The organism is Fodinibius salipaludis (genome assembly GCF_002287075.1).
GTDB classification, from domain to species: Bacteria; Bacteroidota; Rhodothermia; order Balneolales; family Balneolaceae; genus Fodinibius; species Fodinibius salipaludis.
This window is the reverse complement of sequence record NZ_NSKE01000011.1, coordinates 1-24,091: the sequence shown is the minus strand read 5'-3', so window position 1 is coordinate 24,091 and position 24,091 is coordinate 1. Positions and strand designations below refer to the sequence as shown.

Here is a 24,091-nt window from a genome sequence, read left to right as displayed (position 1 = left end):
AAAACAAGAAAGGAATTATATTATACATAGATTTACATATCTATGTACTTTAGCAATTCATCAGCTCGGTATTCTAAATCATTTTCGAGCACTGTACTTTCTGACTCAGATAGAACGGAATATCCATATCGTTTTAGTGCAGCTGTTACGCGAGAGATATCTTTCAAGTTAAGCTTCACAGATATTTCAAAGGCCTGATGATTACTATCGGGACTTTCTACAGCCACACCAAGTATTTTGGCACCTTCGGTTTCAATAATCTGTACAATTTCGGAGAGTGAAAAATCTATCGGCTCAATTTCAATGGTCAGCACAGATCCCTGTTGCTCCAGATTCAACATTTTAGATATCGCTTCCAAAACTTGCTGCTTGGTAATTACTCCCAAAAAAGTAGCTTCCTTATTCACCAGGGGAAGCAAATTCAATTCATACTGTAACATCAACCGAACACCTTCAAAAATATGCTGCCCTTCAAAAATTTTGACCGTTTTATCCATCTGTAGATCTGAAATCTGCTGGTCGTCTTCTGCTCGAGAAAGCTGGTCACGATCAATCTGTCCGATAAGTTTTTGGGTAGTGGGATCTACTACCGGCAAGGCATTTACCTGCACCTCTTTCATACGGTTTTTAACCGCTGCAACGGTATCAGTACCGTGGAGAGGCTCAAAATCTGACTCTGTTATGGATTTATTTGCAAGCATCAGTAGATAATATAATAGGATTTATTACATAACTGATTCGGCCGTATCAATATTGTCGAGTATTGCATTAAGCCGCATCAAATCTGCTTTATCTATACTAAACGTAAGCTTTATATCTGAACCTTCGTACTTTTTTTCTAAAATATTTGCTTCGCGATGTAAAAAGGCGACCCCTTCATACTTCGCAGCAGGAATGGTCATTGTTTTTGTAACGAAATCTTCCTCAATAAGTTCCTTAATTCTATTTTCTAACTTATCAAGACCAATACCCCGCTCGGCAGAGATAAATACCGCATCGGGATACGCCCGTTTTAGCTCATTAATGCGATGGGAATCAATGATATCCATCTTATTAAATACGAGCAGGCTCTTTTTATCATTTACTCCCATATCTTCAAGAGTATCATCTACCACATCGATGTAATCCTGTACCACCCTTGATGAAGCATCCACTACATGCAATAAAATATCACATTCACGCACTTCATCGAGCGTAGACTTAAAACTGGCAATAAGATCGTGCGGCAGTTTTCGGATAAATCCGACCGTATCTGACAGAAGCACTTCGTGGTTACCAATTTCATACTGTCGAACGGTGGAATCGAGTGTAGCAAAAAGGCGATTTTCAGCCAACACCTCAGTATCCGTTAATCCATTCATTAATGTAGACTTACCCGCATTGGTATAGCCAACGAGTGAAATCCGCACTTTTTCGGACCGGCCTTTACGCTGGGTCTGTCGCTGCTGATCAATTTTATCAAGCTTATCTTTGAGCGTAGCAATGCGTTTGTCGATCATACGGCGGTCCATCTCGATCTGGGATTCACCCGGACCTCGGGTGCCAATACCACCCTGCTGACGGGATAAGTGTGTCCAAAATCGCGTTAATCGCGGTAACAAATATTGAAGCTGAGCCAGTTCTACCTGCGTTTTAGCAGCAGCTGTTTTTGCTCGCGATGCAAAAATATCCAGAATCAACCCGCTGCGATCCAGTACCTTAGCCTGGGTTTCTTTCTCAATATTCCGGATCTGCGTCGGCGAAAGATCATCATCAAAAATAAAGGTATCGATATTTTTTTCGCCCTTCATCGATTTTAGTTGACGAAGTTTGCCGGATCCAACATACGAAGAGGGATCAGGATGCATTCGGTTTTGCAAGACCTTATCTATCGTTTTACCTCCAGCGGTATAGGTAAGCAGTTCAAGCTCATCCAAATATTCTTCAGCCTGAATGCGCGGGGTTTCGGGTCCATAGACACCTACGAGGATGGCCCGTTCTTGAACAATGTCAGAGTTTCTTATCTCTTCAAACAAATGAGTATAATCTAAAAGTTGTGATTGTAATTGCTACAGCTGTTTAAACTGCTGGATATTTATATCATCCTTAACATAACAACGAATTCGCCGCCCGAGTTTATGTGAAATTAATTTTTTGAAAGATTCTTTTCGGTAATGAGGTACATCCAGTTCCAGCCGAATAAATTTATCGGTGCTATCGCTTTTATCGACACTATAGATAAAAATATAATGGGTATATGTTTCATGTTCGGTTTCCACAAAATCACGGATCTGGTGCCAAGCTACGGTTTGCGACGGTTCGTTAACATTTTTTACGATCCCGTGATCGGTAATAAATCGCTTTGTTGCCAAGTAACTGGCCGTAAACCAGCAAAAGCCAAGCCAACTATACAAACCCGCTATTACTATTTCGCTCGTTGCTCCTTGGTATATTGCTATGCCGCCTGCTATAAAAACTGTGATCATAAACAGCGTCGAAAACAAGGGGTATCCTCCCAGTTTGCCAGTCTTCCAACTCAATCTCACATTACGCAACCGAATAACATTTACTACAGATATGGTAGCCAGTACAGCCGCACCCAGCGTAAAGACGCCCAGCACAAACCAAAGAATAATATCTGCATTAGCACTTATCATATCGTTATGATGTTGATTCAGCTTTAAATAACCGCGTAACCAAGGTTTCTGTAACTAAAAAAAGCAATGCTACCCAAATAAACCAATTCCAAATTTCTTTTCCGAACACAGAAGATCGCAGTTGTTCATCCAATTTATCATTCGAGAGATCATTTGCAGCAATCATATCAGGAGTGTAGACCTTTTCATCCATTATGTTTTGCCACTGCTCTTCATCTAACGTATCAAAGTACGATTCCATTATATCTTGATTTACAGACACCTTAATTTTCTGATCCTCGGCCGATATTTCTAATATTCCGGGCTCCCATCCTCTACCCTCATACACTATTTTCATGCCATCAACCTGTCGCTCAACCTCTGGCTTATAATCCGTACCATTTATTGTAAGCGTAATATCCGTCTCTGATATGGGTTCCACCCATTCAAAAGTATTCCCAAGCTGATGTTGCTGAAGACCGCCTCTTTCAGGTGATGATGCATACAATATAGTCCGGTAATACATGGGAGCAAAAAGAGGATTTACCGGAAAGTTTGACCACCCAGGATCAGCTCCCAACGTAGAAGTGAGCAACATCCCTTCTCCAAAAGGGTGTTCGGCCAACAAAACGTCATCATTTGCTGCTTCAAGCAGGGTTAAACTGTTGGAATTTGAAGCAGGCTCATAGTGGTAATAGTAGAAAATCGAGGGTAAATCAACCCGTATATCTTCATCCTTTTCTTTATTAAAGATTCCATCTAATACAGGATGCCCTTCTTCAAGCTCTCCCATTTTTGTAACGGTTTCAAAAGAACCGTACTCTCCAATCACATTATCAAATTGACCCGCATTAAAGAGGGAAAAGAATTGATTATAGCTTGCTATTTCACCCTGTTCAGAGGGGAAAAACAAAATACCTCCTCCGCCTTGCACATATTCGCGCAGCCCCCGATGCCAATATGAAGGAATGCTGGTAAGTCCATTTAATATCAATCCGTCGTATTCTGACCATTCTCCCTGTTCAATGTTATTCATCTGCTTTTCTTCAAACAGGATGCGCGCATTGGTTTGGCGGGCTGCTTCTAATGCCGGAGCTATATACGATGTAAAAGAAGAGGATTCCTGGCTATTGTTTACTAATAAAATTGAGCGCTGCTGTGGAATGTGTACTACAAAATGTCTTGTGTTATCAAAACCCACTTCGTCTCCCTCCAAAAGAATTTGGCCGGACAGATATCCAACTTCTTCCGGAACAAGCTCGAATAAAAAGTCTTTGGTTTCTCCCGGCTCTAACGATGTCTCATATTGCCCCGTCATTTCCCCTCCTAACTCTAACGAAAGAAACTGATTAGCAACAGCTGTATTACCAGTATTTTCAACTTTTACTGATAATGTTATCGGCGAACCCGGACTTAACAGCTGACTCTCAAGAGAAACTGATTTAACAGCCACATTTTGTTGTTGGACCTCTTCAAGCTGAATGAGCTGTACTGATATAGACTTTGCTTCCGATTCATCACCAAGATCTACATCTTCCAAACTTGATAGCTGGCTAACCTGTCCATCAGAAATAACGTACAGCACCGATTGGCCTTCCGGCGTATCTTTAAGCTGCTCATAAACCTCCTTAAACTGATCTGCAGTATAATGTCCACGATTAACCGAGGTTATATTATCCAACTGTGCTATTGCCCTGTTACCACTGACAAACCCGGCATTTGTTGCATCAGTAATATTTGTTGTTTTTAAAAGAAATTTATCGTCGGAGTTACCGTTTCTTATTATTCGACCAACGACATCTTTGGCCTGCTCGATAAGTGGGCCATCAGTTCCAACCCGGCTCATGCTGGCACTGTTATCGATCAAAATGGCAACAGATCGGGGCTCATCGGAACTTGCTGAGCCCGTTATGGTTGGAGGTAAAAAAGGACGGGCCAGCGCAAGAGCTAAAAACAACACTGCCAACGTTCGCAGCGCAAGCAACAAATATTGTTTGATTCGTATGCGACGAATTGTACTTTTACGAAGCTCATTAAAAAATGACAGGGTTGAAAAGGCAACTTTTTGTGGCCGCTTCAAATTAATTAAATGAATGATAACAGGTAACGCTACGGCCAAAAGCCCCAGCAAAAATAAAGGATTAAGAAAGTTCATTTATATCAAAATTGTTACTTTTGAGGCCTTCAAATAAAATTGCCTATACATAAGCTATTAAATAAACAGCGATATTTTAATAATTATTACGGAGAAAAAATTATCCCCCATTCATGAATACGTTTAAAGCTGCAGGTTTCTTTTTATGTACCGTTCTACTCTTAGTATCATGTTCAGATATTCCCGATCACAGCTGGTCGGATGGCGTGCCAGAAGAAGCACCTTTTGTAATTATCCCCGATGAAGAAGCTTCGCTCAATACGGTCCTTGATGCATCCCACACTCCTTTATTAGATGATATCACATCTTCGGCCGTTCAACTATTATCTCGAATCGACTCTACAGCCCAATCTCCAATTTCATTAAATGCCATTTCACTCTATCCAGATGCTGATAACCAGCTTGCCATTGTTTGGATGGCCCAGGCCTCCGGCAGTTTTATAGAACGGATGCAAAACAATTTTTATCTGGATTTTTCCCAAAACCAGTACTCTTTTAACGACGTCAAGATACATATTTTACATCTTAGCGATCGAAGACTCTTTGCAGCACAACTTCATGATGATCTATTTATTTCTGAATCCAGTCTGGCAGTAGAAGAATCCATCCGAGCATATCTTGGTTCCCATCCCCGGGCCAATCTTTCGGATATTACGCCACAACCCGGGCATATCATTATGAATACCCCTTCTCTTGATAAATGGGCAGAGCAGATATCCATGGTAACCTATCGCCCGATGATTAAGAACGCTCTTGAAGGTACAGAGCCGGTATTATTATCCGTCGGGCAAGAAGGCGAAGGACAAGGCAGCATGATTGAACTTGAAGGCACTGTCCCACTCAACGAAAAAGTCCCGTCCCATTTGGTAGCAGCTGTCTCATCTACCAATGCCCCCATTGTTTTGGATCAATATATTTCCTCTAATGCAGCGGCAGCAGGCCTATTTCGTCTTGAACCGCGAAGAGTGCCCCCGACATCTCTACCCGATACAACGCGATTGGATTCGGTTCTTATGGACGATCAGATTGCTTATTCGGACATTGCCAAAACACTCGATCCCGAGTTTTCGCTGGTCATGTACGCGCAGTCGGGCTTCCTTTCTACCGGCGAACACCTTTTTCTTCGAAAAGTTTCGGATGTGTCTGCTCTACGGACTGCACTAAATTCACTGGTTCGTGATGATCAGATCCAACGTAGCGATGGTCTATACGTAATCCAAAGCAACGCCATTGCCCAACTAATAGGGGGTTCATTTTGCACGTTTCAGAATTTTTATCTGGATATTATCGGAGATGTTGTAGCGATCTCTAAACGTAAAGGACTTGTCGAAGGGGTTTCATCTGACCGCAGCCGTCGCCGTACCATGTACTACGAGCAGACATTTCGGAATATAAAAGAGGATCTTCCCGAAGAAATAAGCGGATTTTTCGTTGGTAACAGTGATTTCTATTCTTTTGTAAAACCGTTTCTGTCTCCCAATAACAATCTTAATGCCCTCACTTCAAAGTTTGACCTTCTTACTGCATCAACAACTGTAAATAATGAAGATAATTTTTCCTTTAGCTTAAAAGCGTATCAAACAGAAGACCATTCAGCACCTTATCAGGAAAAATGGTTGTTCCCTACGGGAGCAGACTTAACAGGCAAACCAATTTTAGCTGATATTGGCGGCAGTGACAAAAATGAGGTCATTTTTGCTACGCAATCCGGCAATTTGTACGCTCTGGCAGCTGACGGTACGGTAGTAATGCAAGCCAATACCGGCTCTGATACTCCGGTTGGATCTCCCGTTGTATACGACTGGTATGGAACCAATCAAAATGTAATTCTGCTGGCAGCCGGTAACAAAGTATACGGGTGGAATGACAGTGGAGAACTGCTTCCCAAGTTTCCCTTTGAACTCGACGAACAAATTACTTCCCCATTAGTCGTAGAAGATATCGACCGAGACGGATTACCTAATACCTTGACCGCAACAGCAGATAGAAAACTACATCTTATGGATGGTCGTGGTGAAAACATAAACGGCTGGCCTATTACAACCAATGCAGAAATTGAAACCACCCCAACAGTTACAGATTATCAGGGGGCAACCACTATTTTTGCATTTGCAGAAAATGCACTCCACGGATGGCATCCTAATGGTGATGAAAGAACTGGCTTTCCAAAATTTATTAACGCATCATTAAACGGTTCTCCCGTGCTATATGAGGGCAATATTTTAGGAAATGCTGCCGACGGCTATCTGTATTCCATAGGACCCAACCAACTATTTGCTGATTCACTTAACGTCTTTGAAACAAGTACCGAATCTTCCGATATCGAAGCTGTATACGCCTCAAACAGTGCATTGGTAGGAACTCCATCTGTTCTCGATTTAACTGTGCAGGATGGAGACCAAACCCATCGTGGGTCAATGATTTTAACAATGAGCTCAAATGGCTCGGTGTTTTTAATTAACCAGGAAGGACAATTGCGATTCACTCAGAGTATGGGGCAACCGGCTGCACCAAAGTTCTCACCTTTTGTCTCAGATATTGATAAAAATGGACAAGATGATGTTATAGCATTAGCAAACTTCGGGCGACTGTATGCTTGGGAAATAAGGAATGGTGAACGTATATATTCGGTCCCTACGAGTGGCATGCAATATCCAATTGTAACAGATATCGACGGTGACGGATACAATGAACTTATCGCCCAAACGCGGGAAGGACTTCGCACGTGGACGATCTTTGGTACAGATGATGAGAATGAGGGGGATAGCGAGGAGTCCTAAGAGTAATAGCCACAGTTACAGGACATCCCCTAAGGCCTGTCGCAGGTAACCAAACTTAAACTCAAATCCGTGTTGCTGTAGCTTTTTCGGCTGCATGCGCTTGCTTGTTATTACGGGATTTGCAGCTTCTCCTAAGACAATATCCAACACAAATTCCGGCACTCTAAACAGTGACGGTCGATGCAATTGTGAAGCCAACTCACTTGCAAATTCATTCATCGTCACCGGATTGGGGGCATTTAAATTATAGGGACCTTCAATTTTATCATTTTGCAGAGGAAATATTAACCCACGGCACAAATCCAGCATATGAATCCACGGAAAATATTGCTTACCGCTGCCAAGTGGTCCGCCCACAAAAAACTTGAACGGCATTAACATCTGTTCCAAAGCGCCACCGTCTTTTTCGAGCACAACGCCAATACGCGGATTGGCCAGACGAACCCCGTATTCGGTCACCGGTTGGGCAGCCTTTTCCCAGTCCACACATACTTTAGATAAGAAGCTGTCTCCGGCCGGAGCAGACTCATCCAATACCGTATCGCCAGCTGGTTCATAATAGTCAGCTCCCGAAGCAGAAATCATTACCGACGGAGGATTTTCCGCACCCTTAACAGCTTCCACCAACTGTTCTGTACATTCAATGCGACTGTTATAGATCTTCTCTTTCACTTCGGCGGTCCATCGGGTTCCAAATATCGAGGACCCTGCCAGGTTTATGACCGCATCTGCTTTCTCCATTTCCGGCACAAGATTGTCATCCCAAGAAACAAATTGCTGATTTTTTGCCGTTTCATCCTCATATTCTTTAGGAGACCTACTCACAATAGTTAAAAAATGTCCATCTTGAAGCAGCAATGTTCGCAAATAAGATCCGACAAATCCGGTACCGCCCGTTATTAAAATCTTCATAAATATTTTTTCTTTTTTATTCGTATGAAGCTATTACATTTAGAATCTCAGTAGCATTCCATTAAGAATAAGTTCTGCAATGAATAAATCATATCTCAGTAAAGCAATAACAGTTATTCGTTTACTCTTGGGTATTCTATTCTTGATTTCAGGAATAGGAAAACTCATCAGCGGCTCCGATGCCCGATATCTGGTAGAACTGCTGGCTACCGAATTTTACTGGCTCATTGAGTACGCAACTGCTATTGTAATTGCAACATCCATTATTGAACTCGTGCTGGCTGTATTTCTAATCTGGAATAAATTTTTAAAATGGGCTCTGTCAGGCACGTTAGCTATGCTCATCAGCTTCTCTTCTGTGCTATCCTACTTTTATTTTCAGGGGATGTCAGTAGAAAATTGCGGCTGCTTTGGCGCTTTTGGTTTTGCATCGGGACTGGAATTTACCCTGCTTAGAAATTTAATACTAATAGCTTTAATTATTATAGCATACTTGCTTTCTACTTCGAAACCAAAAATATCAGATAAAGCATCTATATAAGCGTTTCAGCAATTTATATAAAACGCCCCCATTTTCTGACATCTTTCCTAATAATCTTTCTATTATTATATAGGTTTCAACAAATTAGCCCTATACTGATAACTCCTCCAGAGAACGGGAGAACAAATTTTGTCCCGTAGCTAACTCCTGAGGACTTCCTTGCTCCGTAATTTTACCCTCATTAAGAATATAAATTCGATCAGCTAATTTAACACTCTTAATACGATGAGTAACTAAAATTATCCCCATTTCTTTTTTAGACTCCATTAACATTTGAAGCATACCCTGTTCCGTTTCACGGTCCATTGCTGACGTCGCCTCATCGAGTAATAACAAGTCCGGTTCTTGATATAGTGCACGAGCCAACGCAACCAGCTGCTGTTGTCCTCCTGAAATGTTTGTTCCTTCTTCTCCCAATATAGTTGCGTACTGCTGAGGAAATTCCTCAAAGTATTTACTAAAACCATACTCTTTACAAAATTCAATAACTTGTTCAACGTCTTCTTCCTGTACATCTCCCAAACAGATATTATCCAACAAAGTGCCGCTAAATATTTTAATATCCTGCGGAACAGAAGCAAGGTGATTCCGCCAGCTTTTAACTGACAGTTCTCCCCATCCTATATTTTCATTAATTTTTAAGCTTCCACTTTCCGGTTCGTAAAAACGTTGTAAAATCTGCAACATTGTTGTCTTTCCGCAGCCACTTTCCCCCAGCAGAGCAATCATTTCTCCTTTCTCAACAGCAAACGAAATATCCTTTAATAAAGGACTGCGCCCGGGAAATCGGAATGATAAATCAGATACGTGAATACTTTCAACTTTGTCATTCTCTAACTTATTCTTTATTTCCGGTTTTTTGTTGTATTCCGGTTCTAAGGAGGTGAACTCATACATCCGATCAAAAGCAACTCTTGCTTCCTGCAGTCTGATATTTGTTAAAGCAAGCCGGTTAGCAGAAGGAATAAGCTGACTACTCATCTGAAAAATAGCCACTAATGCCCCAACTAATAGCTCATCTTGCAGAACCAACATAGAAGAAATGCCCAGCACCCCGACCATATAAAATGCACTGATAATATCAGCCCAAAAGGTAAACTTTATTCCCACTTTTCCAAGATCAAATATCTGATCCTGAAAAAAACCATAGATCTTTTTAGTAATCTTGGAAAAAAAGGGTTCTCGATTCCCGGTTTTAATTGTTGCAATGCCTTGTATCGTATCCACGTAATTACTTTCATTGGCTGAATGCGCCTTCATTACATCTTGCTGACCTTTCAGTATAGGCTCATTATATTGCCAGGTCAGTAGAAAAAACAGGGGCACACTAAGCAGTACAAAAAAACCCAGATTAATTGAATAAGTCATAATAAAAACAGAGGCTACTATAATAAGTAGCACATCTATCATTACTTCACTAAAAATATAGGTGATCGTACGTTGCAGTCGACGTGTATCGTTCATTCGGGCAATAAGGTCGCCCGTTTTTCTATTAAAGAAAAAGGGAACCGGCAATTTTAATAGTGAACTGTAAAAGGTATTAATAATACGGTTATTAAAATCCCGGCTCTGACGAATTAAAAAAAGCTGTCGCACATAGGAAAGTCCGCTCTTAGCAAAAAGTAGGAATGCAAGAAGACCAAGCCCTACAAATAATTTTAAGGTGTCTTCTCCCGGCAGTATTTCATCAATTAACTTTTGAGAAAAAATAGCCGTAGCTAAACTCAACACTGATACAAAAATTCCCAGTACCAAGGCCAGGCTCAAGATATTCAGATCTTCTTTTGTCAGTTGTTTGATCCATTGCCACTGGTATTTTTTCTTTTCATCAACAGTGGTGAAATCTTCTCCAGGTTTTAGTAACAACAATGCCTTGCTTTTCCAGAGCTTTTCAATCTCCTTTGGTGATACCAGCTTCACCCCTTCGGCCGGGTCGCTAATAATAAACTGCCCATCTTTAATGCCGTAAAAAATAATATAATGCTGCAGGCGTTCATCTTTAACAATATGTAGAATGCAGGGATCGGTCTGTTTTTTAAGATTTTCCAAATCGGCTTCGTAAGCCTCCGCTTTTAAGCCTACTTTATCTGCGGATTGATATAAACCCAGTAAGGTTGTACCCTGTTTACTGGTACCACTCAACTCCCTAAGACGTTCCAGCTTCGAAGTTCCGCCTAAAAAATTAATGACACTTAACAGACAAGCCACACCACAATCCGACTGGTCTTGCTGACGTACAAATGCTTCTTTGGCTCTCTTTTTTAAATTTGAGTTATTATCCCACATCTCGACAACTTGATTGCTCTTAAAATTTCTGTTTCTTAGGGCAAATCATACAAACCACCCAAGCACGGAAGCACGAGAAATCCATTTCTAATCCGTACAGATCCATGGCTTATTTCTTCACCAACTTGTACAGTATTTCAGCCTTAGTTTCACCCTGAAAGTTCTTCAGTAGCTTGCCCTCTCGGTTATATACAAATGTATTTGGCACTCCTTTTACCCCAAACAATTCTTTAACTTCGGCAGTGGAATCCTGTAGTACTTTTATCTTCTGTAGCGAATCCAACTCAAGTTTGTTCCTAAATTGTTTCAAAACCCTGGCAGGCTCATCGGAGATCAGATAAATCATAGCACGTTCTTGCAATGATCTGTGACTTTTTATGCTGCGTATCTCTGCCCGACAAAACTCGCATCCGGTATTAAAGTAGGTAAGAATAAAAGGAGCTTTTCTTACAAAGTTATTACTTTGAATAACCCTGCCATCCAAGCCAATAGCTGTAAACTCAGGTACTTGTGCTATGCGTTCTTTAACAACCTGTTTTTCTTGCAGTTGATCATAAATTGAGAATCCCAGGTAACCAATAGCACCTATAATAAACAGTAGAAAAATAAAAGCCAGTTTCCGTTTCATGATTATTTTTGAGTCTAAAGTCGAAAGTAAGAGTAGTTAAGTTATTGATTAGAAAAGTCATCAGCGCTCGATGAATTTTGAATTCTTGCATCCTGCTTCTTGTACCTTGTCACACTGTCACTGTATAACTGCTCACTAAAATCAGCTCACTTGCAGGGTTATAAAAGCTACAAACACCAGCCACAGAATAAGCCCCGTTGCATAAGACGGTAAAACAACTAACATGCTCTCCGCAAAATCTTCCTTCCACTGCTTCGAAAGCAGCCAACTGATAACAACTATATAAGCAACCTCAAACAGGTTTAAGGTTTGGAGCGGGTATTGCAGCCACTGTACCACATTTTCGGTACCAAAATAGCTTAGAATTGTTAAAGGATAGTAATTAGAAGCTGTTTCCAAAGTAAGGGTATCTAAGTGAAAAGAAAGGTTAACTAAGTACAAAGTCTGTGCCACAATAAAAACTACTTCAGCCAAAAGGACCACTTTAAAAATATTTTTAAAGTGGAACTCTACGTTTGATAAAACAGTGCCAATACTGATACAAACGGTTGCAAAGGACAGTTTTATAAGAAGTAACAAGGGGGTGAATACATAGCCAAACCACCAGTAACGTTCCTGAAAACCTAACATCGCTTCAAGGCTTTCCTGCGTAAGCTGGTCAGAAAAACTGCGAATATACACCTCTTTGCCAAAGATATACTGATCGATTATTACAGAAAACAATAAATATATAAAAACTACTATACTGAATATTATCCAACCGTTACATCGGTTAATAGAAATTTTCATTCTATCAAATAAATGATTTATCATACCAACCATAAAAATATAACTGAAAAATAAAAATCAAATACTATAAACTATTATTAAAGTGTTGTTGGATTTTTTCCAGATTATTTTTTTGATCATATTGATCATATTTAATCGCCCCATTATCTAATATAATAGATCTGCCAGTTATTCTGTTTGTAACATTAAGGTCATGACTTGATAATATTATTGTACAATCATTATTTGCTTTATATCTTTTTAACAACGATATAAGTATTATTCTAGATTCTGGATCAAGATTTGCAATTGGTTCATCTAGAATAAGTAATTTTGGTTCAACTAATAAAGTGCCTAAAACCCCTACCTTTACTTGATTACCAGTTGACAAATTTTCTATTCTCTTATCTTTTAATGAATACATATCTAAAAAGTTACCTGCTAGTTCATTGACTTCCGAAGCACTTTTTGAAGGAATACTATAAAAATTATAAAGTAGTTTATAATATTCCTGCACTTCAAGATACTTTATCAAAAATGAATCATCCAAAAAACATGCTGTAGACTTCTTCCAGGCTGCCGTTTTTGAAGTCTCCATACCATCTATAGTCACAATACCGTTTTCTACCTCAACAAGATCAACTATCAAACGAAGCAGAGTTGTTTTTCCTGCCCCATTTTTTCCAAATAGTTTTACAACTTCGCCAGTTTTTATATGTAATTCTGGAATTGATAAAGAAAAATCCTTATAGGTTTTTGTTACGTTGTTAAAATATATTGTCATTATTTTCTAAACCCCTCTTTCATTAAATAACTCCGTTGCAAAACAAACTCATCTACTTTTTTTAACAATATTGGATTAAGCAATAAACCCACAACTCCAGCGGAACTCATAAGAAACCAAAAAAGATAACCTCCGAACCAATTGCTCAACATTTTTACTAAAAAAACAAATAACCCTAAACATAATGTGACTGCATTATTAATAAATGGGTGGCTAACTCTAGATCCTTTTGTACTAAAAGCACTTAGAGAAGGATCGTACCTTTTTTCTTCTTGGATAGCGAGAGCTAAATAGGCAACATTTGAAACACCAATGGTAAATAAATAACATGAAAGTAAATCAAATATTAGTGATTTGTTAAGAAATACTAATACCAAAAAACCGGATAAAAATATAAGAGTTGATATATAAAAACTTATTAACCAAACAGATAGATTTATTGAAGAATATGAGATGGGCCAAACAGAAAGTGCATCAAAATTTATGCTGACTAATCTATAAGAGTGTAGTGTAAAAAATAAACCTGTTGAAATTATAGCTAGAGAATACCCTAACACTTCCTGTATTAATAAATTGTTTTCAGCACCAACTACAAATTGAAATAAACCTATATAAAAAAATATAACAATATTAATAGGTTGAAAAACAGCACGCTTATTTCTGAATAGCACTTTAATATATAACCAGCTCATTTTATTCATCTTACAAATATTCCAAATAAAATCCTTTTAAAATTACTTTTTTAAATAAGAAAAAAACTCCCCCAGCTAATATTGTTATGAGCATTACCCTATAAAATGAAATATATAATAAAGATGTATTTGTAATATAATTTAACAAAAATGTAAAGCCGACGATTAATAGAATTGTAACAAAATGCAAACTAGATCTGTTAACCAATATTCGAAATGAAATTGATAGCACAGATATAAAAACAAACAAGAGAATGGAGAGTATTAAATTTGTTAATAAATTATTATATATAGATATAAAATAAGAAGAGGTGAAAACAAAAAAAACGATATTTAGGACTCTAAATAACTCAGATAAAATAAGTTCAACAGCAATAACTTTTTTGGATATTGGTAGTACTAGGTAAGACCTTACTATATATCCAATATTAGTTTTAATAAAGACATTGATAAAACTAATGAATACAGCAGATAACACTAAAAAACCTACATTAAGTCCGACCTCAAATCTAGCTAAACTAATCCCTCCAATTATGCCAGCAACTAAAGATGGAAGCCAAACAAATAAAAAATAAAATAAGGTTGAAAGTAATCTCTGTTTACCGAATATATATTTAATTCTTTTTTTTAAAAGAAAAAATAATGTATACATAATAAAATCTAATCGGAGGCAAATCCCCCCCGATTAGATATATAAATGGTTAACCTATTTTTAACTAAAGGCTTTATATGCTTGTCTAGCAGCACAACCAGCTGCGATAGTACCCCCTACAGGATTAGCAGCAGCAGCACCGCCAGATAGTACAGTACCAACCGCAAATACTGCACAACCGCCATCTACAAAATCCCACATATCACCACCACTAAGTTGTGTCATCTGTTGTTTACTTAAAGTATTCATAATCAAATAATTTTTAATTAGAATTAAAAATATGAAGATAGGATTTACGTAGCTACAACTCCAGCAACAGCAGCCGCACATGCTGGCCCTGCGATTGCAATTCCAGCAGCAGTACCTATTCCACCAGTAGCTGCACCAGCTACACCTATTCCAATAAGGGTTGCATATCCACATGCACCTCCTAATATCGCGTCTTTATTACCGCCTTCTATTTGTTCCATTTTTTCTATTGCCAACTTTTCCATAATAAACCTCTTAACTTAATTATAGTTTTATTTTAGAATATTTCACCGAAAAAGCCACACAATAATTTGCGTATCACCATCTCTGTACCCCTTCGATGAGTTCACTTCCATATTCAAAAATTTGATTCGTACCTTCAAGAAAGTTCGGTATCCAATTTGTTAGTTGTCTCTCCTTTTTGTTTTGGAGTGTCAGTACTCATCGTCAGCGTCCAGTTTCTTGTGGTTACTATATTTACAAGCCCTTATTTAAAAGTTGCAAGTTGAATGTTACAGGTTAAGTAGGGCACTTAGGCAAATTCTTCTAACCTACAACAATCAATGGCTGCATATTCTATTTTTTATCCTGAACCTAAATTCTGCACACTTCCTACTGTTCTCCGTTCAATAACTTTTTCCGAATTTCCGTAAAATTTGTATCAAAGTGTCGGTTAAGAAATTTATACAAGGCTTGGTCATCTTTTAAACCAATTTCTACAGCAATAGCCCGACTGGTTTTATGGGGATAAGATAAAATCACTTTGTGTAGTCGGGTATACCGCACTCTAGAAAGGCATTCGTGCGGAGTCTCATCAAAGTGTTCTGCAAAAGAAGTCGAAAAGTAACACCGGGAATACCCCATCTGCCGAGCCCAACGTTGTACAGTCGGTATTTCTTTTAAATTCTCTTTTAAAACATTAACTGAAAATTTTAAGGGAATAGGCTTGTAGCGATATTTTTTTTTCTTGCATACTAAAAGGTAATGACTAATATTTTTAGAAATTTTCACTTTCAGCTCTACAAGAGTCTAAAGCATGCAGTATGTTACATTATAAATCCCTAATTTTATTAGATCAATAAAAAGTTTGGGTAGGACTTATTTATTAACTGGATAAGGTCGCTACTTTTTAGACTCCTCTATTCCCAACCCTGGGTTATCAGATAGGCGAACTTCCTTATTCTTAGTAAGCGTCAACCCTGAAAAAGGATCGTTGCTAATCAACAAATGACCATCGAGATCTACATAATCGGCCCATGTTCCCAGTAACGCTCCAGCGGCAATCCCCAGAGAACTTTCGATCATACATCCAATCATCACCTCAATATTTTGCTCACGGGCCTTATCAATTAGCTTAAAAGCTTCAACCAAGCTCCCCACCTTCTGGAGCTTAATATTGATTCCGTCAAACTGATCAGCTATTTCATCCATATACTCTCTGCCTACAAAACTTTCATCGGCAATAATGGGTAATGGTGACCATTGTTTTAACTGAATCAGTTCTTCTTTACATGAGGCAGGCATAGGCTGCTCAATAAATTCCACATTTTGATCTGCTAAAAAACGAACCTGCCGTTTGGCCGTATCTAAATCTGCCCATCCCTCATTGGCATCTACTCGAATAATCTGGTCTGATACTTCGCGAATGCCTTTAATAATTTCTACATCCCGATCAGTTCCTAATTTTACTTTTAATATGGGATATTCTTTAGCTCCTTCCACCTTTTGCTGCATGACATCAATATCATCAAGGCCAATAGTGAAAGAAGTCGGAGGCGTCTGTTGTGAGGGAGCATCCCACAACTTCCATAGCGGTTGTCCCTGGCTTTTGCCCCACCAATCCAGCCACGCCATCTCTACTGCTGTCTTTGCCGACTGTACGGATTGATCTATTTGCTGAAGTTTCTCCCAAACTACCTCGGCAGAATTAATCTCATCAAAAAATGAGGCGGGGAGTTGTTTTAGAAAAGCAATAACGGTATCCGCATCTTCATTATATCGACTATTGGGACCAGCTTCTCCCAATCCCGTAATACCATCGGCCGTTAACTTCACCAGTACATTGGGAACCGTTTCTTTAGTTCCGCGTGCGATTGTAAACGGATGGGAAGGAACAAGTTCTAATTTTTCATATTCGAGCTTAAAACGAGACATATCCTAAAATTTGAAGTGCGTATAAGTAAAGGTAAAATACGGGGCTTGCTAAAATGAGAGCATCAAAACGATCAAAAAATCCACCGTGCCCCGGCAAAATATCAGAAGCATCTTTGGCATTAGCTACTCGCTTTATTCTGCTGGCTGTCAAGTCACCAATGGGACCAAATATACTGATCAGCAATGTAACCGGAGCTAACACAAGTAATGACACCGAAAGGGCAACCGGAACGGCATAATAAGCGATGGTCAATCCCACCAGTGCTCCAAGAATTCCAAAGAAAAATCCTTCCCAGGTTTTATTGGGGCTGATTGCAGGCGCCAGTTTCTTTTTTCCGAGATATTTACCCCCGAAGTAGGCAAACACATCGTTCCCCCATACCATGAGTAGTAATCCAATAGTTAGAGCAAAACCAACAGCCGAAGAACCTGTATTTCTAATCAAAATAATGGCCAACAACCCCAGCGGTGCATAAATACCACAAAAGAACGTACCAATTACCTGCTTTAAAGCATGGTCACCGGACTTGAAAATCTGAATAGCTATAAACAGCAAAAAGATAGCCATTCCAATGGCAAGTGCATGAGGTAAATAGGGACTCAATAATATCCACATGCCAATGGTATACGGGAAAAGATTATCCGGTTCAAATCCGGCACCGGCAGCCAGCATAGAAAGTTCCCGCTGAATAAAAAGGGCCACAAGAATAATTAACCCAACAAAATAAAAATCACCGAGCCATGTAATAAATATAAAGAAAGCCGCAGCCGGGACAGCAAATAGAATACGTTTAGCAAGCTCAGTCACAGATCAATTATTCTTCTTCGTTGGTTCCTTCTTCCGGCAGCTCAAATTCGGCCAGTGCTTTTCGGGCCTCTTCTTCGTATTCATCTGGCACATACAGATAAACCATTCCCATTTCACCATAATTTACACTAAATGATGAATCTCGTTTGGACAAGATGTTAGAGGGGATATCGAGGCTGGCAAGGTAATTCTTAGCACTTTCAACTTCATATTCGGTGCCGCCTTCCTTAACACAAGTCCAGTTTTCAATATCGTTTGGTTCAGAACCTTCCAACATAATAAACCTCCTTAGGCTATTGAATTCTTATTTTGACCGTACATCCAATATACAATATAAGCAGTAATTAACAGACTAATTATTACGGCCCAAAGGGGCGGCATTGATTCTGGTGTAATTTCTGCAAAAGCAGATTTAGGATAATAGGTGCCCACCAATACGCTCCCGCCATTGTTTACCAAATGGGCAACAACAGCCGGCACAATACTTTCTGATACCCAAGTAACATATGCGAATAACATCCCCAGTGTTGCAAGCGGAATTAAATTACTAAGCTGAATGTGATATAGTCCAAAAAGCAATCCCGATACAATGATGGCCGGCCAAATGCCCCAGCTTTTTTGAAAAGCCCTCATTACATAACCTCGATAAAGAGTTTCCTCACAAATTGCCGGTACCAGTGCTACATGAAATAAGGTTAGCATCAGCATATGATCGCCCTGCAGATAATTTTCGATCATCTGCATCTGGGTATTCTGCATATTGCTAAACATCTCGGGCACGGGAATAAGGGCATTAAGCCACGATAAAAACCAGATGGTAGGTTGTATTGCAATAATTAATACAACCGTTATGGCTGACTTTCGCAAAGTATCGGGCTGAATAGAAAATCGGAGAAACTTCTTTCGTCCCTCTCTGGAGCTATGCAATCGCGCAAAAAACCAGGTTGCCAATCCCAAAAATAAAATCTGTCCCGCCGAATTGCCGATAAAAAGCAAATCCAGGTTTTCTGTTAGTTGCGACATCATCTGGTTGGCATCAGCATTTATCCCACCCTCTATTAACATCAATGCAATAGCCACAATAGAAGCCGTCACTTGAAAAAGGATAAAAGCCGCTATAATCCAAAGCAGGGCCAGCGCCCAGTCCGAAAATCCATTGCGCTCGGCCCATGATTGATAATTGGAATTAGAAATACCAGATTCAGATAAATTATTATTCACTAACTTATTTTCTCTGCCTTAATTATCCTTCCTGCTTTCCAAAAACCTTAGCTCCTATCATTCCGGTAAAAACATTTAAGATACCATACATGGGGAGATTATATAAAAGCTGCGTGCCTATACTATTTTGACCGCGCATACTTTGTACCGTAGAATCAATCATTTGCTGCTTTTGAGCATCGGGTAAATCTGATGCCTCAAAATTGGCAATAACACTGTCAATTGCTTTTTGTGTCATATCGGGATCAATAAACTGCCAGATCTGATTAAACACAATGTAAACTACTGTAATACAAATACCGGTAAATAATCCGATTAGTGCCCCTTTGCCCAACTTGATACTGATGTTATATTCATTAGCATAGTGCCAGGTAGCCAACATTCCCCCAAAGGCACCCACCAGACAAACGAATATTCCCAACAGTTGTACTGGAGAAAATAGCGATCCAGAAGGCTCAGAATTAATCATTGCATAGCTCGTTACTAACGAGAGGGCGAAAACAATAATCCCAAAAATTACTCCTGCTATCCCTACTGATGTCCAATACGATGGTTGATTATTCTGCTCTGCTTGTTGTTCTGTTACTTCATCCATAATGATCCCCTATTGTTTTAGTTATGATGAAAAAAATCCCCAACAAAAATGAGTGCTGCTGAACTTCCCAACATTCCACCTAATATCGCTCGTGAAAACAATGTATTCTGCCACAGTCCCAATAAATTTCCTGCAGCATCAATAAAATTAAATAATAATATAACTACCAAAACTTTCTTTATATGTGCCAATCTCGTTATCCTTATTAAGGATAACATTGGCAATAACATCCATCCCAAAGCAAAGCCGGAATAAACCCCAATACATCTGCTGCAAACCGCCATAGGCTGCCCGTTAATCCAAAACGAACGGTTAGCCATTTGGTGACACAAACTATTAAAAGCCTGGTGCTGCCATTGTACAGGCCACCGAGCAGATTGGTTAAACAATCCACCTCCAATAGCAACAAGTACTAAAATTAAAACCAATATAAATACCAATCCATATAATATTGGCTGACGTATTTGCATAATAGCATTAACTGTTGACTACTTCCTTTAGTCCATTCACAAAATCAGAGGGTGCCCGGCACGGTTTGCGCGTGTCCTCTTTCATGAAACAGAGCTCAACTTTTCCTTGAATATGGGGAGCTTCCCGTCGCTCAGTCTTAACATAATAATATGTTTCGAGCCGCACTGTGGGGATATCAAACAGCAATACCTCCACATCCATTAGCTCATCATAAAAGACCGGTGATTTGTAATCCACTTGGGTGTGAATGACCGGAAGCATAACGCCATTTTGCTCTAATTTGGCATAAGGTAAACCAAGTGACCGTATCATTTCGGTACGAGCTTCCTCAAAATATTCCAGGTATCGTCCATAGTAGACATACCCCATCTGATCGGTTTCGCCATATCGACTGCGCAACTGATGGGTATAGCTATAAATTGGATCTTTATCGGGAAACAATGGACACTCGTCTACTTGTTGTTAGATACTTTTTTGAACTCACCCATATTCGCATACTTGTCGATGCGGGATTCAACCAACTTCTCGGACGATTTTTTCTTCAACCGTTTTAACGATTCCAGTATTTGCTCCTTTACTGCTTTAGCTGCTTGATCCGGACCACGGTGAGCCCCGCCAAGTGGTTCCTTGATGATACCATCAATTATATCCATCCCTTCCAGATCCTCAGCCGTAAGCTTTAATACCGCTGCTGCCTGTTCTTTGTAATCCCAAGTTTTCCAAAGAATAGATGAGCATGATTCCGGAGAAATTACTGAATACCAGGTGTTCTCCATCATATACACTTCATTGCCCATGCCAATACCAATAGCACCGCCACTGGCCCCTTCTCCGATAACAACTGTAATAATGGGCACCTTCAGCGTAGCCATCATCTTAAGATTCTTTGCGATAGCTTCAGCTTGCCCGCGCTCTTCGGCCTCCAAGCCCGGATAGGCGCCAGGCGTATCAAGCAACGTTATTACGGGGATATCAAACTTTTCCCCCAGCTTCATCAAGCGATGAGCTTTGCGATATCCTTCGGGATTGGCCATCCCAAATCGACGATATTGCCGACTTTCGGTATCTCGACCTTTTTGATGTCCCATTATAACCACAGACTGACCATCAATTGTCGCAAAACCACCTACAATGGCCTTGTCATCACTGTGATATCGATCGCCGTGTATCTCAACAAAATTTTCGGTGATTTTATAAATATAATCTAACGTATAGGGACGTTCGGGATGACGTGCCAACTGTACACGTTGCCAGCGTGTTAAGTTTGTAAATATTGATTCCCGGAGTTCATCAACACGCTTTTCGAGCCGTTTTATCTCTGGCGAAAGTACTTCATCATCCGCAACAGATAATTCACTCAACTCTTTGATCTTTTTTTCCAGATCGGCAATAGGTTGCTCAAAATCTAAATACTGCATAAAGGATTTTTATCACTTAAAAATGACCTCAAATATAAGAACATATACGAAGATATTAAGAAGATATCTTACTTACTAAAGTGTCCCAAATATACTTTGAATTTTTAATGTCCATACCCGCCAAATAGCCTCCCAAACTATTGATTTTGACATCTTTGATACCCCTTCTTCGCGTTCACGAAAAATAATAGCCACTTCTTTTAGCGTAAATCCTGCTTGCCAAGCCCTAAAATGCAGTTCAATCTGAAAAGCGTACCCATTCGACCGAATTTTATCTACCGAAATACCCTCAAGCACTTTACGATGGATACACTTAAATCCGGCTGTAGTATCAAAAATGGGCAGTCCCGTAATAAATCGGGCATAGAGATTAGCACTATAAGACAAAATAAGTCTGCTCAGCGGCCAGTTAATAATACTTATTCCTTTGGCATACCGCGATCCAACAGCTACATCTGCATTCCCTGACTTAACTTTGGCAATTAATTCCGGGAGATCATCCGGATTATGAGAAAAATCAGCATCCATTTCACAGATATACGAATATCCCTGTTCAAGGCCGTACTTAAACCCTTCTACATAAGCAGTTCCCAATCCCAGCTTGCCGGATCGCTCAATCAGATGCAATCGTTCCCCAAATTTATTTTGAGCTTCTTTAACTAAATCAGCAGTTCCGTCGGGCGAACCATCATCAACAATCAATAAATCAATATTCTCATCTTGATTGAACACCTGTCCGATAAGCTCCGAAATATTATTGGCTTCATTGTACGTGGGAATAATTACTAATGTCTCTTTAGGCATAAACCTTTTTGTAATAATTATTTCTACTATTCATCGATACTTTTCTTTCTTTTAAGATGCACTAAGGATACAAAATAGCTTATTAATGTTGCATAAATAATTTTCCTATCTTCAGCGACTAAGAATATAAAAGAATTACTAACTTATTAATATAATTACCATTGTTTAAATTAAAGAAGACTGCTTCATCAACAAAGGCTCGTCTTGGCACACTCTCTACCGACCATGGAAAAATAGACACCCCCATCTTTATGCCGGTAGGTACTTTAGGAACCGTGAAAGCTGTAAAGCAGGACGAATTGATCGATAAAGTAAAAGCTCAGATAATACTGGGCAATACCTATCATCTCTATCTGCGTCCGGGTTGTGATATTATAGAAAATGCCGGTGGGCTTCACTCTTTTATCAATTGGGATCGACCCATTTTAACAGATTCAGGAGGGTATCAAATCTTTTCCCTGTCCGATAATCGAGAACTAACCGAAGAGGGGGCTAAATTTAAGAGCCACTTGGACGGTTCCAAACATATGTTCACTCCAGAAAATATTGTCGATATCCAGCGTACCCTTGGATCTGATATCATGATGGTTCTGGATGAATGTCCACCCTATCCCAGCAGCTACGAATATGCTAAAGAGTCGATGGAGCTTACGCATCGCTGGGAAAAACGAGGGCGTGAAGCGTTTCTCAACACAAAACCTAAATACAGTCATAAACAAGCTCAGTTTGGCATTGTTCAAGGCGGCACCTATGAGGATTTACGCATAGAATCCTCAAAGTATGTAACTGATCTTGATTTTGAGGGCATTGCAATCGGTGGACTTAGCGTTGGAGAGCCCACCGAACTAATGTATGAAATGACGGACCTTAATACCGATTATCTTCCTGAGGATAAACCCCGTTACCTAATGGGAGTTGGAAAACCTGAAAACCTTCTGCATGCCATTGCCCGCGGTATTGACATGTTTGATTGCGTACTACCGACAAGGAATGCCCGCAATGGTCAAATATTCACCCGCAATGGGTATATTAATATTCGAAATGCCAAATGGAAAAATCATCAAAAACCGTTAGATCCCGACTTCCCCACCGATTTATGTCAGAAATATAAAATGTCTTACATCCATCACTTATTTCGCAACAATGAATTACTTGGATTGGAATTGGCCTCCCTCCATAATCTAACATTTTACTTATGGCTGATGGATAAAGTAAAAGAGCGTATTACCAATGATACCTTCCATACTTGGTATAAAGAAAAAGCAGAAGTTTTGGGTACCAAAATTTAAGTTTCTTTACCCGGCACCTTTTTAAAATAAAAAAGGTGACCCATCTGTGGATCACCTTTATAATAACAATACAAAAATAAAAAAAAGAGCGGGCGGGGACCTACGCTTCCTCCCTTGTGGGAAGTACCATCGGCGCTGCCGGGTGTCACGGCCGTGTTCGGGATGGGAACGGGTGGAGCCCCGGCGCTTGGCCCGCCTGCTCAAAATTCGGTCAATATATCAAAGTCTTCGACGTAGTGATAGCTGAGAGTAAGGGAAGATCGGGGTGT

25 protein-coding genes and 1 rRNA gene are annotated in these 24,091 nt (G+C 39.7%); 3 read left to right on the top strand and 23 right to left on the bottom strand.

What is annotated here, in order from left to right; genetic code table 11:
- Positions 1–32: 32 nt before the first annotated feature.
- The 4 genes from CK503_RS13730 to CK503_RS13715 are packed head-to-tail and all read right to left on the bottom strand — an operon-like array spanning position 33 to position 4,770.
- Positions 33–701 carry a CBS domain-containing protein gene (locus tag CK503_RS13730; RefSeq protein ID WP_095607404.1) on the bottom strand — a complete coding sequence of 223 codons (669 nt, stop codon included), beginning with the start codon at positions 699–701 and terminating at the stop codon, positions 33–35.
- A 24-nt stretch (positions 702–725) separates the two neighbouring features.
- Complete coding sequence (gene hflX, locus CK503_RS13725; RefSeq protein ID WP_095607403.1) at positions 726–2,015, bottom strand: GTPase HflX; 1,290 nt, start codon at positions 2,013–2,015, stop codon at positions 726–728.
- Positions 2,016–2,048: 33 nt separating this feature from the next.
- Entirely contained in the window at positions 2,049–2,636 is a 588-nt protein-coding gene (locus CK503_RS13720) for a hypothetical protein (RefSeq protein ID WP_095607402.1), read from the bottom strand.
- A gap of 4 nt (positions 2,637–2,640) precedes the next feature.
- Positions 2,641–4,770: a BatA domain-containing protein gene (locus CK503_RS13715; RefSeq protein ID WP_095607401.1), complete on the bottom strand. Its 2,130-nt coding sequence runs from the start codon at positions 4,768–4,770 to the stop codon at positions 2,641–2,643.
- Positions 4,771–4,883: 113 nt separating this feature from the next.
- Between CK503_RS13715 and CK503_RS13710 the strand changes: the two genes are divergently transcribed.
- On the top strand, positions 4,884–7,550 hold the full coding sequence (locus tag CK503_RS13710; protein WP_095607400.1) for a hypothetical protein: 2,667 nt from the start codon (positions 4,884–4,886) through the stop codon (positions 7,548–7,550).
- Between the two features lie 15 nt (positions 7,551–7,565).
- Here the strand turns inward: CK503_RS13710 and CK503_RS13705 are convergent, their stop codons facing one another.
- A complete protein-coding gene (locus tag CK503_RS13705; protein WP_095607399.1) occupies positions 7,566–8,462 on the bottom strand; it encodes a TIGR01777 family oxidoreductase in 897 nt (298 codons plus the stop codon).
- A 79-nt stretch (positions 8,463–8,541) separates the two neighbouring features.
- Between CK503_RS13705 and CK503_RS13700 the strand changes: the two genes are divergently transcribed.
- Entirely contained in the window at positions 8,542–9,003 is a 462-nt protein-coding gene (locus CK503_RS13700; RefSeq protein WP_095607398.1) for a MauE/DoxX family redox-associated membrane protein, read from the top strand.
- A 90-nt stretch (positions 9,004–9,093) separates the two neighbouring features.
- Here CK503_RS13700 and CK503_RS13695 read toward each other — a convergent pair whose 3' ends face one another.
- The 17 genes from CK503_RS13695 to CK503_RS13610 all read right to left on the bottom strand — a co-directional run bounded on the left by CK503_RS13695 (position 9,094) and on the right by CK503_RS13610 (position 22,533).
- Positions 9,094–11,289, bottom strand: coding sequence for a peptidase domain-containing ABC transporter (locus CK503_RS13695; protein ID WP_095607397.1), 2,196 nt, complete (start codon positions 11,287–11,289; stop codon positions 9,094–9,096).
- Positions 11,290–11,398: 109 nt separating this feature from the next.
- On the bottom strand, positions 11,399–11,917 hold the full coding sequence (locus tag CK503_RS13690) for a TlpA family protein disulfide reductase (protein ID WP_095607396.1): 519 nt from the start codon (positions 11,915–11,917) through the stop codon (positions 11,399–11,401).
- Between the two features lie 141 nt (positions 11,918–12,058).
- Positions 12,059–12,640: a hypothetical protein gene (locus CK503_RS13685; RefSeq protein WP_141239944.1), complete on the bottom strand. Its 582-nt coding sequence runs from the start codon at positions 12,638–12,640 to the stop codon at positions 12,059–12,061.
- A gap of 130 nt (positions 12,641–12,770) precedes the next feature.
- Entirely contained in the window at positions 12,771–13,469 is a 699-nt protein-coding gene (locus CK503_RS13680) for an ATP-binding cassette domain-containing protein (protein ID WP_095607394.1), read from the bottom strand.
- Complete coding sequence (locus CK503_RS13675; protein ID WP_141239943.1) at positions 13,469–14,161, bottom strand: hypothetical protein; 693 nt, start codon at positions 14,159–14,161, stop codon at positions 13,469–13,471. Before CK503_RS13675 ends, CK503_RS13680 begins: the two co-directional genes overlap by 1 nt.
- 712 nt (positions 14,162–14,873) lie before the next feature.
- Positions 14,874–15,038, bottom strand: coding sequence for a hypothetical protein (locus CK503_RS16180; RefSeq protein ID WP_176466320.1), 165 nt, complete (start codon positions 15,036–15,038; stop codon positions 14,874–14,876).
- 68 nt (positions 15,039–15,106) lie between these two features.
- Entirely contained in the window at positions 15,107–15,283 is a 177-nt protein-coding gene (locus CK503_RS16175; protein WP_176466319.1) for a hypothetical protein, read from the bottom strand.
- A gap of 391 nt (positions 15,284–15,674) precedes the next feature.
- Positions 15,675–15,926: a helix-turn-helix domain-containing protein gene (locus CK503_RS16490; protein WP_095607389.1), complete on the bottom strand. Its 252-nt coding sequence runs from the start codon at positions 15,924–15,926 to the stop codon at positions 15,675–15,677.
- A 258-nt stretch (positions 15,927–16,184) separates the two neighbouring features.
- Positions 16,185–17,216 carry a dipeptide epimerase gene (locus tag CK503_RS13650; RefSeq protein ID WP_095607388.1) on the bottom strand — a complete coding sequence of 344 codons (1,032 nt, stop codon included), beginning with the start codon at positions 17,214–17,216 and terminating at the stop codon, positions 16,185–16,187.
- Positions 17,203–18,024 carry a phosphatidate cytidylyltransferase gene (locus CK503_RS13645; protein ID WP_095607387.1) on the bottom strand — a complete coding sequence of 274 codons (822 nt, stop codon included), beginning with the start codon at positions 18,022–18,024 and terminating at the stop codon, positions 17,203–17,205. Before CK503_RS13645 ends, CK503_RS13650 begins: the two co-directional genes overlap by 14 nt.
- A gap of 7 nt (positions 18,025–18,031) precedes the next feature.
- The gene (locus CK503_RS13640) at positions 18,032–18,301 is read right to left on the bottom strand and encodes a putative signal transducing protein (RefSeq protein WP_095607386.1); all 270 of its coding nucleotides are present in this window, start codon (positions 18,299–18,301) and stop codon (positions 18,032–18,034) included.
- An 11-nt stretch (positions 18,302–18,312) separates the two neighbouring features.
- Entirely contained in the window at positions 18,313–19,245 is a 933-nt protein-coding gene (locus CK503_RS13635) for a CPBP family intramembrane glutamic endopeptidase (protein ID WP_095607385.1), read from the bottom strand.
- A 22-nt stretch (positions 19,246–19,267) separates the two neighbouring features.
- Positions 19,268–19,840 (bottom strand): DUF4199 domain-containing protein, encoded by a 573-nt coding sequence (locus tag CK503_RS13630; RefSeq protein ID WP_095607384.1) that lies wholly within the window; start codon positions 19,838–19,840, stop codon positions 19,268–19,270.
- Positions 19,841–19,857: 17 nt separating this feature from the next.
- Positions 19,858–20,124 (bottom strand): DUF2085 domain-containing protein, encoded by a 267-nt coding sequence (locus CK503_RS16485; protein WP_350354271.1) that lies wholly within the window; start codon positions 20,122–20,124, stop codon positions 19,858–19,860.
- Positions 20,125–20,317: 193 nt separating this feature from the next.
- On the bottom strand, positions 20,318–20,752 hold the full coding sequence (locus tag CK503_RS13620) for an acyl-CoA thioesterase (RefSeq protein ID WP_255233430.1): 435 nt from the start codon (positions 20,750–20,752) through the stop codon (positions 20,318–20,320).
- Positions 20,753–20,763: 11 nt separating this feature from the next.
- The gene (locus CK503_RS13615; RefSeq protein ID WP_095607382.1) at positions 20,764–21,729 is read right to left on the bottom strand and encodes an acetyl-CoA carboxylase carboxyltransferase subunit alpha; all 966 of its coding nucleotides are present in this window, start codon (positions 21,727–21,729) and stop codon (positions 20,764–20,766) included.
- A gap of 75 nt (positions 21,730–21,804) precedes the next feature.
- Entirely contained in the window at positions 21,805–22,533 is a 729-nt protein-coding gene (locus CK503_RS13610; RefSeq protein WP_095607381.1) for a polyprenol monophosphomannose synthase, read from the bottom strand.
- Between the two features lie 161 nt (positions 22,534–22,694).
- Here CK503_RS13610 and tgt point away from each other — a divergent pair, with 161 nt between their 5' ends.
- Complete coding sequence (tgt, locus tag CK503_RS13605; RefSeq protein ID WP_095607380.1) at positions 22,695–23,822, top strand: tRNA guanosine(34) transglycosylase Tgt; 1,128 nt, start codon at positions 22,695–22,697, stop codon at positions 23,820–23,822.
- A gap of 87 nt (positions 23,823–23,909) precedes the next feature.
- On the opposite strand, the gene rrf is transcribed toward tgt, so the two are convergent.
- Positions 23,910–24,022 (bottom strand): 5S ribosomal RNA (gene rrf, locus CK503_RS13600).
- Between the last annotated feature and the right edge of the window lie 69 nt (positions 24,023–24,091).

Excerpts from the sequence above, each read along its gene's own strand:
- CK503_RS13730 (WP_095607404.1), bottom strand. The coding sequence starts at position 701 with ATGCTTGCAAATAAATCCATAACAGAGTCAGATTTTGAGCCTCTCCAC.
- CK503_RS13720 (WP_095607402.1), bottom strand. The coding sequence starts at position 2,636 with ATGATAAGTGCTAATGCAGATATTATTCTTTGGTTTGTGCTGGGCGTC.
- CK503_RS13715 (WP_095607401.1), bottom strand. The coding sequence starts at position 4,770 with ATGAACTTTCTTAATCCTTTATTTTTGCTGGGGCTTTTGGCCGTAGCG.
- CK503_RS13710 (WP_095607400.1), top strand. The coding sequence starts at position 4,884 with ATGAATACGTTTAAAGCTGCAGGTTTCTTTTTATGTACCGTTCTACTC.
- CK503_RS13705 (WP_095607399.1), bottom strand. The coding sequence starts at position 8,462 with ATGAAGATTTTAATAACGGGCGGTACCGGATTTGTCGGATCTTATTTG.
- CK503_RS13700 (WP_095607398.1), top strand. The coding sequence starts at position 8,542 with ATGAATAAATCATATCTCAGTAAAGCAATAACAGTTATTCGTTTACTC.
- CK503_RS13695 (WP_095607397.1), bottom strand. The coding sequence starts at position 11,289 with ATGTGGGATAATAACTCAAATTTAAAAAAGAGAGCCAAAGAAGCATTT.
- CK503_RS13690 (WP_095607396.1), bottom strand. The coding sequence starts at position 11,917 with ATGAAACGGAAACTGGCTTTTATTTTTCTACTGTTTATTATAGGTGCT.
- CK503_RS13680 (WP_095607394.1), bottom strand. The coding sequence starts at position 13,469 with ATGACAATATATTTTAACAACGTAACAAAAACCTATAAGGATTTTTCT.
- CK503_RS13675 (WP_141239943.1), bottom strand. The coding sequence starts at position 14,161 with ATGAGCTGGTTATATATTAAAGTGCTATTCAGAAATAAGCGTGCTGTT.
- CK503_RS16180 (WP_176466320.1), bottom strand. The coding sequence starts at position 15,038 with ATGACACAACTTAGTGGTGGTGATATGTGGGATTTTGTAGATGGCGGT.
- CK503_RS16175 (WP_176466319.1), bottom strand. The coding sequence starts at position 15,283 with ATGGAACAAATAGAAGGCGGTAATAAAGACGCGATATTAGGAGGTGCA.
- CK503_RS16490 (WP_095607389.1), bottom strand. The coding sequence starts at position 15,926 with ATGGGGTATTCCCGGTGTTACTTTTCGACTTCTTTTGCAGAACACTTT.
- CK503_RS13650 (WP_095607388.1), bottom strand. The coding sequence starts at position 17,216 with ATGTCTCGTTTTAAGCTCGAATATGAAAAATTAGAACTTGTTCCTTCC.
- CK503_RS13640 (WP_095607386.1), bottom strand. The coding sequence starts at position 18,301 with ATGTTGGAAGGTTCTGAACCAAACGATATTGAAAACTGGACTTGTGTT.
- CK503_RS13630 (WP_095607384.1), bottom strand. The coding sequence starts at position 19,840 with ATGGATGAAGTAACAGAACAACAAGCAGAGCAGAATAATCAACCATCG.
- CK503_RS16485 (WP_350354271.1), bottom strand. The coding sequence starts at position 20,124 with ATGGCGGTTTGCAGCAGATGTATTGGGGTTTATTCCGGCTTTGCTTTG.
- CK503_RS13615 (WP_095607382.1), bottom strand. The coding sequence starts at position 21,729 with ATGCAGTATTTAGATTTTGAGCAACCTATTGCCGATCTGGAAAAAAAG.
- CK503_RS13610 (WP_095607381.1), bottom strand. The coding sequence starts at position 22,533 with ATGCCTAAAGAGACATTAGTAATTATTCCCACGTACAATGAAGCCAAT.